General features: G+C 60.4%; 9 protein-coding genes. All 9 read left to right on the plus strand.

The window, feature by feature from the left end; all coding sequences use genetic code 11:
• Positions 1–26 precede the first annotated feature (26 nt).
• Positions 27–995, plus strand: a complete 969-nt coding sequence (locus tag QOM10_RS01800; protein ID WP_150649997.1) for an ABC transporter substrate-binding protein — start codon at positions 27–29, stop codon at positions 993–995.
• A gap of 83 nt (positions 996–1,078) precedes the next feature.
• On the plus strand, positions 1,079–1,930 hold the full coding sequence (locus tag QOM10_RS01805; protein ID WP_007949591.1) for an ABC transporter permease: 852 nt from the start codon (positions 1,079–1,081) through the stop codon (positions 1,928–1,930).
• Entirely contained in the window at positions 1,927–2,757 is an 831-nt protein-coding gene (locus tag QOM10_RS01810) for a glycine betaine/L-proline ABC transporter ATP-binding protein (protein ID WP_127925510.1), read from the plus strand. Before QOM10_RS01805 ends, QOM10_RS01810 begins: the two co-directional genes overlap by 4 nt.
• Before the next feature lie 142 nt (positions 2,758–2,899).
• Positions 2,900–4,423: a histidine ammonia-lyase gene (gene hutH / locus QOM10_RS01815; protein WP_316917484.1), complete on the plus strand. Its 1,524-nt coding sequence runs from the start codon at positions 2,900–2,902 to the stop codon at positions 4,421–4,423.
• Between the two features lie 115 nt (positions 4,424–4,538).
• The gene (gene hutH, locus QOM10_RS01820) at positions 4,539–6,071 is read left to right on the plus strand and encodes a histidine ammonia-lyase (RefSeq protein ID WP_127925512.1); all 1,533 of its coding nucleotides are present in this window, start codon (positions 4,539–4,541) and stop codon (positions 6,069–6,071) included.
• A gap of 245 nt (positions 6,072–6,316) precedes the next feature.
• On the plus strand, positions 6,317–7,522 hold the full coding sequence (hutI, locus tag QOM10_RS01825) for an imidazolonepropionase (protein WP_316917485.1): 1,206 nt from the start codon (positions 6,317–6,319) through the stop codon (positions 7,520–7,522).
• Between the two features lie 10 nt (positions 7,523–7,532).
• A complete protein-coding gene (gene hutG / locus QOM10_RS01830; protein WP_316917486.1) occupies positions 7,533–8,336 on the plus strand; it encodes an N-formylglutamate deformylase in 804 nt (267 codons plus the stop codon).
• A gap of 241 nt (positions 8,337–8,577) precedes the next feature.
• Entirely contained in the window at positions 8,578–9,549 is a 972-nt protein-coding gene (gene pip, locus QOM10_RS01835; RefSeq protein WP_008080611.1) for a prolyl aminopeptidase, read from the plus strand.
• Positions 9,546–9,983 carry a D-aminoacyl-tRNA deacylase gene (dtd, locus tag QOM10_RS01840; protein ID WP_007909321.1) on the plus strand — a complete coding sequence of 146 codons (438 nt, stop codon included), beginning with the start codon at positions 9,546–9,548 and terminating at the stop codon, positions 9,981–9,983. The genes pip and dtd overlap by 4 nt, the downstream gene beginning before the upstream one ends.
• The last annotated feature ends 281 nt before the right edge of the window (positions 9,984–10,264 follow it).

A 10,264-nucleotide genomic window follows, 5' to 3' on the forward strand; every position in this document is an offset into this window, starting at 1 on the left:
AATTCATGATTAGGAGCGTCACAACAATGAAATCGAACAAGACCCTGCTGACCACATTGCTGTCCATGGGCCTGTTGGCCAGTGCCGGTGCGACGCAAGCCGCCGGCTGGTGCGAATCGGGCAAACCGGTGAAGTTCGCCGGTCTGAACTGGGAAAGCGGCATGCTGCTGACCGATGTCCTGCAAGTGGTGCTGGAGAAAGGTTACGACTGCAAGACCGACAGCCTGCCGGGTAACTCCATCACCATGGAAAACGCCCTGAGCAGCAACGATATTCAAGTGTTCGCCGAAGAGTGGGTCGGCCGCAGCGAGGTCTGGAACAAGGCCGAGAAGGCCGGCAAGGTCGTCGGTGTCGGCGCTCCGGTAGTGGGCGCGGTGGAAGGCTGGTACGTGCCGCGCTATGTGATCGAAGGCGACGCCAAGCGCAAGCTTGAGCCGAAAGCCCCGGACCTGAAAAACATCGCTGACCTGGGCAAATACGCCGCCGTGTTCAAGGACGCTGAAGAGCCGTCCAAGGGCCGTTTCTACAACTGCCCGGCCGGCTGGACCTGCGAACTCGATAACAGCGAAATGCTGAAAAGCTACGGTCTGGAAAACAGCTACACCAACTTCCGTCCGGGCACCGGCCCAGCGCTGGATGCGGCGGTGCTGTCGAGCTACAAGCGTGGCGAGCCGATCCTGTTCTACTACTGGTCGCCAACCCCGCTGATGGGCCAGGTGGATCTGGTCAAACTCGAAGAGAAACCGGGCGTCGACAAGACCGTGAGCATCAAGGTCGGCCTGTCGAAAACCTTCCACGACGAAGCCCCGGAACTAGTCGCCGTGCTGGAAAAGGTCAACCTGCCAATCGACCTGCTGAACCAGAACCTGGGCCGCATGGCCAAGGAACGTATCGAGTCGCCAAAACTGGCGAAAATCTTCCTCAAGGAACATCCTGAAGTCTGGCATGCGTGGGTCAGTGCAGACGCAGCCAAGAAAATCGACGCGGCGCTGTAGGTCGATACCTCCCGGTCAACCGTGAGGCTGGCCGGGAGATATGCCGTAAACGCTTGATTGAGATTTCTGATTGAGAGCCGCTTATGTTTCCCGAAAGCTTTACCTTTTCCATCGCCGACTGGGTCAACGGTTGGGTCGATTCGCTGGTCACCAACTACGGTGATGTGTTCCGCCACATCTCTGACACGCTGCTGTGGGCCATCGTCAACCTCGAAGGCCTGCTGCGTGCGGCGCCGTGGTGGTTGATGCTGGCGATCGTCGGTGTGGTTGCCTGGCACGCCACGCGCAAAGTCGTGACCACGGCGGTCATCGTCGGTCTGCTGTTTCTCGTCGGTGCTGTCGGCCTGTGGGACAAGCTCATGCAGACGCTGGCGCTGATGATGGTCGCGACGATCATTTCGGTGCTGATCGGCATCCCGCTGGGGATTCTCTCGGCGCGCAGCAACCGCCTGCGTTCGGTGCTGATGCCGCTGCTCGACATCATGCAAACCATGCCGAGTTTCGTGTACCTGATCCCGGTGCTGATGCTGTTCGGTCTGGGCAAGGTGCCGGCGATTTTCGCTACCGTTATCTATGCTGCGCCACCGCTGATTCGCCTGACTGATCTGGGCATCCGCCAGGTCGACGGCGAAGTGATGGAAGCGATCAACGCCTTCGGTGCCAACCGCTGGCAGCAACTGTTCGGCGTGCAACTGCCGCTGGCCCTGCCGAGCATCATGGCCGGGATCAACCAGACCACCATGATGGCTCTGTCGATGGTGGTGATCGCCTCGATGATCGGCGCCCGGGGGCTTGGTGAAGATGTGCTGGTGGGGATTCAGACCCTCAACGTCGGACGGGGCCTCGAGGCCGGTCTGGCGATCGTGATTCTCGCAGTGGTCATCGACCGCATTACTCAGGCGTACGGTCGGCCACGGCATGAGGTGAGCAAATGAGCAACGCAACCGTGAGCAAGATCGAAGTCAAAAACGTCTTCAAGATTTTCGGCAACCGCGCCAAGGATGCGCTGGCCATGGTTGGTCAGGGCAAGACCAAGGATCAGGTGCTGAGCGAGACCGGTTGTGTGGTCGGCGTTAATGACCTGTCGCTGAGCATCGGCACTGGTGAGATCTTCGTGATCATGGGTCTGTCCGGCTCGGGAAAATCGACCTTGGTGCGCCACTTCAATCGGCTGATCGATCCCACCAGCGGGGCGATCCTCGTCGATGGCGTCGACATCCTGCAATACGACATGGACGCCCTGCGCGAATTTCGCCGACACAAGATCAGCATGGTGTTCCAGAGCTTCGGCCTGCTGCCGCACAAGAGCGTGCTCGACAACGTCGCCTACGGCCTGAAAGTGCGTGGCGAGAGCAAGCAAATGTGCGCGGAACGCGCGCTGCACTGGATCAACACCGTCGGCCTCAAAGGCTACGAAAACAAATACCCGCACCAGCTCTCTGGCGGCATGCGTCAGCGTGTCGGTTTGGCCCGCGCTTTGGCGGCGGACACCGACATCATCCTCATGGATGAGGCGTTCAGTGCCCTGGATCCGCTGATCCGCGCGGAGATGCAGGACCAGTTGCTGGAGCTGCAAAAGACGTTGCACAAGACCATTGTCTTCATCACCCATGACCTCGACGAAGCGGTGCGTATTGGTAATCGCATCGCGATTCTCAAGGATGGCCGGCTGATTCAGGTCGGCACGCCACGCGAGATTCTGCATTCACCGGCGGACGAGTACGTTGACCGGTTCGTGCAGCGGCGGGCGGCGGTGGTCTGACGCTCGTTCCCACGCTCTGCGTGGGAATGCATCCCGTGACGCTCCGCGTCACCCTGCACAGAGCAGAAGTCGGGACGCGGAGCGTCCCAGGCGGCATTCCCACGCAGAGCGTGGGAACGATCTTGTTCAAGAGGTTTTTTAGATGTCCCAGGCTGAAAAAATCATTATCACCGGTGCCCCTCTGCGCTGGCAGGACGTGGTCGCTGTCGCCCGTCACGGCGCTCAACTCGAGCTGTCCAGCGACACCTGGGCGCGCATCGAAAACGCCCAAGGCATCGTCCAGCGCATCGTCGAAAGCGGCGAGCGTGCCTATGGCGTCAACACCGGCTTGGGCGGTTTGTCCAACGTTTCCCTGAAAGACGAACAACTCAGCCAGCTCTCGCGCAACACCTTGCTCAGCCATGCCTGCGGCGTTGGCCCGGTACTCGCCGACGAGCAGACCCGCGCGATCATCTGCGCAGCGATTCACAACTACAGCCACGGCAAATCCGGCATCCACCGCCGGGTCGTCGAAGCGCTGCTGGCGCTGCTCAATCGCGGCATTACCCCGCAAGTGCCGTCGCAAGGTTCGGTGGGTTACCTGACGCACATGGCACATATCGGCATCGCGCTGCTCGGCGTCGGCAATGTCAGCTATCGCGGGCAGATCACTTCGGCGCAACAGGCATTGGCCGAAGAAGGCTTGAAGCCGGTGCTACTGGGTGCGAAGGACGGTTTGTGCCTGGTCAACGGCACGCCGTGCATGACCGGCCTCAGCTGTCTGGCGATTGCCGATGCGACACGATTGGTGCAATGGGCCGATGTGATCGGCGCAATGAGTTTCGAAGCCCAGCGCGGCCAGATCGATGCGTTCGACGCTGAGATCATCGCGCTGAAACCGCACCCGGGCATGCAGCAGGTCGGCATCAATCTACGCGCCTTGCTCGATGGCAGTGAAGTGATTGCGTCGAGCAAAGGCATTCGCACTCAGGATGCGCTGAGTATTCGCTCGATCCCGCAGGTGCACGGCGCTGCACGCGATCAACTGGAACATGCGATCAAACAGGTCGAAGCCGAACTTAACGGCTGCACCGACAACCCGCTGTTGCTCGGCACACCGGACAATTTCCGGGTGATGTCGCAAGCCAACCCGCACGGCCAATCGGTGGCGATGGCGGCGGATTTGCTGGCGATTGCCATGGCCGAAATCGGCTCGATCGCCGAGCGTCGTCTTGATCGTCTGGTCAATCCACACGTCAGCGGTCTGCCGGCGTTTCTGGTGGCCAATCCCGGGGTGAACTCGGGGATGATGATCGTCCAATACGTCGCTGCGTCGCTGTGTGCGGAGAACCGCCAATTGGCGCAACCGGCGGTGCTCGACAACTACATCACCTCGGGCCTGCAGGAAGATCACTTGAGCATGGGCACCAACGCCGCGCTGAAGCTGCATCGTGCGCTGGAAAACTGCACGCAGATTCTCGCCATCGAATATCTGCTGGCGGCGCAGGCGTTTGAATTCCTCAAGGAACAGCACTTTGGTGCGGGCACTGACCGCGCGTGGCGACTGCTGCGCGAAACGGTTCCTGCCTACGACCAGGATCGCTGGCTGGCGCCGGATATCGCCGCCGCCGCGAACGTTTTGAAAAACCCGAATTCGCTGCACAACGTATTACCGAATCTGCACTGACAATACCCACGCCAGCGTGCCAAGGCGCGACTCCCCAAAAGGCGAGACGCGACGGACAACGGACATCTCCGGAGCGTCTGGCGAGTTAATAACAAACTCTCAAAAGGAGCACAAAATGACTGCGCTGAACCTGATTCCCGGCCAACTGAGCCTGGCCCAACTGCGTGACGTCTACCAGAACCCGGTCAAGCTGACGCTCGACAACAGCGCCTCGGCGCAGATCGAAGCCAGCGTCGCCTGCGTCGAGCAGATCCTCGCCGAGAATCGCACCGCTTACGGCATCAACACCGGTTTCGGCCTGCTGGCCTCGACCCGCATCGCCAGCGAAGACCTGGAAAACCTGCAGCGCTCGCTGGTGCTGTCCCACGCTGCCGGTGTTGGCCAGCCGATCAGCGATGACTTGGTGCGACTGATCATGGTGCTCAAGGTCAACAGCCTCAGCCGTGGTTTCTCCGGCATTCGCCGCGTGGTGATCGATGCGCTGATCGCGCTGATCAATGCCGAGGTCTATCCGCATATTCCGCTGAAAGGTTCGGTGGGTGCTTCGGGCGATCTGGCACCGTTGGCGCACATGTCGCTGGTGCTGCTGGGCGAAGGCAAGGCGCGTTACAAGGGTGAGTGGATGGAAGCCGTTGAAGCGCTGAAAGTTGCTGGCCTGACGCCGCTGACTTTAGCGGCTAAAGAAGGTCTGGCGCTGCTCAACGGTACTCAGGTTTCCACGGCGTTCGCCCTGCGTGGTTTGTTTGAGGGTGAAGATTTGTTCGCGGGCGCACTGGCGCTGGGTGGTCTGACCGTTGAAGCGGTATTGGGCTCGCGCTCGCCGTTCGATGCACGCATTCACGCGGCGCGTGGCCAGAAAGGGCAGATCGATGCGGCTGCTGCTTATCGTGATCTGCTCGGTGAGCGCAGCGAAGTCTCTGACTCGCACCAGAACTGCGAGAAGGTGCAGGATCCGTATTCGCTGCGCTGCCAGCCACAAGTCATGGGCGCCTGCCTGACGCAGTTCCGTCAGGCCGCTGAAGTACTGGCGGTCGAAGCCAACGCTGTATCGGATAACCCGCTGGTCTTCGCCGCTGAAGGCGACGTGATTTCCGGCGGTAACTTCCACGCCGAACCGGTGGCCATGGCCGCTGACAACATGGCCCTGGCTATCGCCGAAATCGGCTCGCTGAGCGAGCGCCGCATCTCGCTGATGATGGACAAGCACATGTCCCAGCTGCCGCCGTTCCTCGTCGCCAATGGCGGCGTGAACTCCGGTTTCATGATTGCTCAAGTAACTGCGGCGGCACTGGCCAGCGAAAACAAGGCGTTGTCGCATCCGCATTCGGTGGACAGTCTGCCGACCTCGGCTAACCAGGAAGACCATGTATCGATGGCCCCGGCGGCCGGCAAACGCCTGTGGGAAATGGCCGAAAACACTCGCGGCATTCTCGCGGTGGAATGGCTGGCGGCGGTGCAGGGGCTGGATCTGCGCAACGGTCTGAAGACCTCGGCGAAGCTGGAACAGGCGCGGGCGATTTTGCGTAAGGAAGTGCCGTTTTATGAGAAGGACCGGTTTTTTGCTCCGGACATCAATGCGGCGACTGAACTGTTGGCTTCGCGGTGTTTGACCGAGCTGGTTTCGGCAGAGCTTTTGCCTAGTTTGTAAGTGGACTGTCAGGGGGATTTTTGTTGTTCGAGACATCGATCCCCCTCACCCCAGCCCTCTCCCCCAGGGGGGAGAGGGGGAAGGGAGCCGATCTTCGTGGTTTTCAGAGCCTGAGTTCGGCTCAAAAATTTCAGGTCGATGTACCTCGACAGAACAACACGGTCAGTCCCCTCTCCCACCGGGAGAGGGCTAGGGTGAGGGGCTTTCAAGACCACCCACCAAACCAACCCCAACGGAGGCCAACAGTGAAAACCCTCTGGCAACACTGCCACGTCGCAACCATGGCGCAAGGCGTCTACTCGATCATCGAGGATGCGGCCATCGTGACGTCCGGTGCGCTCATCGAGTGGATCGGCCCGCGCAATCAATTGCCCTCCGGTGAATACCCGGCGGTCAACGACCTGCAAGGCGCGTGGGTCACCCCCGGCCTGATCGACTGCCACACCCACACCGTGTTCGGCGGCAATCGCAGCGGCGAATTCGAAAAACGTCTGCAAGGCGTCAGCTACGCCGAGATCGCAGCCTCCGGCGGTGGCATCGCCAGCACCGTGCGCGCGACGCGCGAAGCGACTGAAGACGAGCTGTTCGCCAGCGCCGCCAAGCGTCTGAAAAGCCTGATGCGCGATGGCGTGACCACAGTCGAGATGAAATCCGGCTACGGCCTCGATCTGGCCAATGAACGCAAGATCCTCCGGGTCATCCGTCGCCTGTCCAAAGAGTTGCCGATCAGCGTGCGCAGCACTTGTCTGGCTGCCCACGCGTTGCCACCGGAGTACAAGGATCGCGCCGACGATTACATCGATCTGATTTGCTCCGAGATGCTCCCGGCCCTAGCGGCTGAAGGTCTGGTCGACGCCGTGGATGCCTTCTGCGAATACCTGGCGTTCTCGCCAGAGCAAGTCGAGCGCGTGTTCATCGCCGCGCAAAAACTTGGTCTGCCGGTGAAGCTGCACGCCGAGCAATTGTCGTCGCTGCACGGCTCCAGTCTTGCTGCTCGATACAAGGCGTTGTCCGCCGATCATCTGGAGTTCATGGACGAGGCCGACGCCATCGCCATGGCTGAGTCCGACACCGTCGCCGTGCTGCTGCCAGGCGCGTTCTACTTCCTGCGTGAGACCCAGTTGCCGCCAATGGACGCCTTGCGCAAGCATCGCGTGAAAATCGCCATTGCCAGCGACCTCAACCCCGGCACCTCGCCGGCGCTGTCATTGCGGCTGATGCTGAACATGGCCTGCACCTGCTTCCGCATGACTCCGGAAGAAGCCCTGGCCGGCGCGACGATTCATGCTGCGCAAGCGCTGGGCATGGCGGCTAGCCACGGTTCGCTGGAAGTCGGCAAGGTCGCGGATTTCGTTGCCTGGCACATCGATCGTCCGGCGGACCTGGCCTATTGGCTCGGTGGTGATCTGGACAAACGCGTCGTGCGTCACGGCGTCGAATCAAGTCTGTAGGAGAGCGGTTGTGGATAAGGTTCTGAACTTCAAACAAGGTCGCGTGCCGTTGCTGATCAGCATGCCGCATGCCGGGGTGCGGTTAACGTCTGCGGTGGAAGCCGGGTTGATCCCGGACGCGAAAAGCCTGCCGGACACCGACTGGCACATTCCGCAGTTGTACGACTTCGCCGAAGAACTGGGCGCGAGCACGTTGGCGGCTGAATACTCTCGGTTCGTCATCGATCTGAATCGCCCCTCCGACGACAAACCGCTGTACGCCGGCGCCACCACCGGACTGTACCCGGCGACGCTGTTCGATGGCATTCCGTTGTTCCGCGAAGGGCACGAGCCGTCGAAACAAGAGCGCGCAACTTACCTTGAGCAAATCTGGACACCGTATCACCGCACGCTTCAGGAAGAGCTGGCGCGGTTGAAAGCCGAATTCGGTTACGCGCTATTGTTCGATGCGCACTCGATCCGTTCGATCATCCCGCACCTGTTCGACGGCAAACTGCCGGACTTCAATCTCGGCACTTTCAATGGCGCCAGTTGTGATCCGCAACTGGCCAGTCAGCTCGAAGCAATCTGCGCCGGCCACAGCAACTACAGCCACGTGCTCAACGGCCGCTTCAAGGGCGGCCACATCACCCGCCATTACGGCAACCCGGCCGAGAACATCCACGCGGTGCAGCTGGAGTTGTGCCAGAGCACCTACATGGAAGAGTTCGAACCGTTCCGCTATCGCGCCGATCTGGCCGAACCGACGCAAGTAGTGCTCAAGCAACTGCTGCAAGGCTATCTGGCGTGGGCAAAGTCTCACTACGCCGCGTAACCCCTGTGGGAGCGAGCCTGCTCGCGAAGGCGTCCATTCAGCCAACATCTACGTTGAATGACACACCGCATTCGCGAGCAGGCTCGCTCCCACAGGATGGTGTCCAGCCTGCGAAGTTTACGGCTGACAAACGGTGACTGCTCTGGAGCATGCTCATTGACGTAAATCGGGTTTATGATGCCCAACGGCAGAATAATAGAAGTCCCCCCAGGGATGACCTCGACCCCTTACGGAGCGCGCAATGCAGACTTTGTTTCCGCAGATCAAACCTCACGCCCGGCACGATCTGGCTGTCGATGACACCCATACGCTGTACGTCGACGAAAGCGGCTCACCGGAGGGTTTGCCGGTTGTGTTCATTCATGGCGGCCCCGGCGCTGGTTGCGACGCGCAGAGCCGTCGCTATTTCGATCCGAACCTCTATCGCATTGTCACTTTCGACCAGCGCGGCTGTGGTCGCTCCACCCCGCATGCGAGCCTGGAAAACAACACCACCTGGGATCTGGTCGCTGACCTTGAGCGCATCCGCAAACACTTGGGCATCGATAAATGGGTGCTGTTTGGCGGCTCGTGGGGTTCGACCCTGGCGCTGGCTTATGCGCAGACACACCCTGAGCGTGTACACGGGCTGATCCTGCGTGGGATCTTTCTCTGCCGCCCGCAGGAAATCGAGTGGTTCTATCAGGCCGGTGCCAGCCGACTGTTCCCCGATTACTGGCAGGACTACATCGCGCCGATTCCGCTGGACGAGCGCGACGATCTGCTCAGCGCCTTCCACAAGCGCCTGACCGGCAACGACCAGATCGCCCAGATGCACGCCGCCAAAGCCTGGTCGACCTGGGAAGGGCGCACCGCGACCCTGCGGCCGAACCCGCTGGTGGTCGATCGTTTCTCCGAGCCGCAGCGCGCGCTGTCGATCGCGCGGATCGAATGCCACTACTTCACCAACAACGCCTTCCTTGAGCCGAACCAGCTGATTCGCGACATGGGCAAGATCGCTCATCTGCCGGGCGTGATCATTCACGGTCGTTACGACGTGATTTGCCCGCTCGACAATGCCTGGGAATTGCACCAGGCCTGGCCGAACAGCGAACTGCAGGTGATCCGCGACGCCGGTCACGCGGCCTCTGAACCGGGCATCACCGATGCACTGGTGCGCGCGGCGGGCAACATGGCCCGGCGCCTGCTCGACCTGCCGCCCGAAGAAGCATGAAGGGGCTTTTACAGCGCGTTCGCGGTGCGCGGGTCGAAGTCGCGGGTGAGGTGGTAGGCGCGGTAGATCACGGTTTGCTGGTGCTGGTGGCGGTCGAACCCGACGACACGCGTACCAGCGCCGACAAACTTCTGCATAAACTGCTTAACTATCGGGTATTCAGTGATGCGGAGGGCAAGATGAACTTGTCCCTCGCCGATGTCGGTGGCGGGTTGCTGCTGGTCTCGCAGTTCACCCTCGCGGCCGACACCAAAAGCGGGTTGCGCCCGAGCTTTTCGACGGCTGCGCCACCCGCGTTGGGCGAGGAATTGTTCGACTATCTATTAAGCAGTGCGAAACAGGTGCATGGCACTGTGGCATCAGGTAGATTCGGCGCCGATATGCAGGTGCATTTGGTCAACGATGGCCCGGTTACCTTTTTGTTACAGACCTGAAAGCGCTTGAAACACCTTTTTAGGAAATTTCGACTGTTTTTAAGGTGTTTTCGCGATAAATACTTTGTTACCCCTGATGCGTTGTCATGCGGGCTACTAGATAATCGCGCGCACTGGGATCAGCGTTCGCTGATTCATTTTTGACTTAGGTAGAGACTTGTCTGGATCCGATTGGGGAATCATTTTGCCCCAGCGGAGTCGGAACAATGCTCGCCAACCTGGCATATAGATAGCTGGCCGTTGGTTTTTTGATCTGTTTTCGGCGAGGGTTGCTCGTGATT

The organism is Pseudomonas sp. P108, assembly GCF_032613195.1.
In the GTDB taxonomy this organism is placed as follows: Bacteria; Pseudomonadota; Gammaproteobacteria; order Pseudomonadales; family Pseudomonadaceae; genus Aquipseudomonas.

What these genes read in the sequence shown, in the direction of transcription:
- hutH (WP_127925512.1), top strand. Translation starts at nt 4,539, where the DNA reads ATGACTGCGCTGAACCTGATTCCCGGCCAACTGAGCCTGGCCCAACTG.
- pip (WP_008080611.1), top strand. Translation starts at nt 8,578, where the DNA reads ATGCAGACTTTGTTTCCGCAGATCAAACCTCACGCCCGGCACGATCTG.
- QOM10_RS01805 (WP_007949591.1), top strand. Translation starts at nt 1,079, where the DNA reads ATGTTTCCCGAAAGCTTTACCTTTTCCATCGCCGACTGGGTCAACGGT.
- QOM10_RS01810 (WP_127925510.1), top strand. Translation starts at nt 1,927, where the DNA reads ATGAGCAACGCAACCGTGAGCAAGATCGAAGTCAAAAACGTCTTCAAG.
- QOM10_RS01800 (WP_150649997.1), top strand. Translation starts at nt 27, where the DNA reads ATGAAATCGAACAAGACCCTGCTGACCACATTGCTGTCCATGGGCCTG.
- dtd (WP_007909321.1), top strand. Translation starts at nt 9,546, where the DNA reads ATGAAGGGGCTTTTACAGCGCGTTCGCGGTGCGCGGGTCGAAGTCGCG.
- hutH (WP_316917484.1), top strand. Translation starts at nt 2,900, where the DNA reads ATGTCCCAGGCTGAAAAAATCATTATCACCGGTGCCCCTCTGCGCTGG.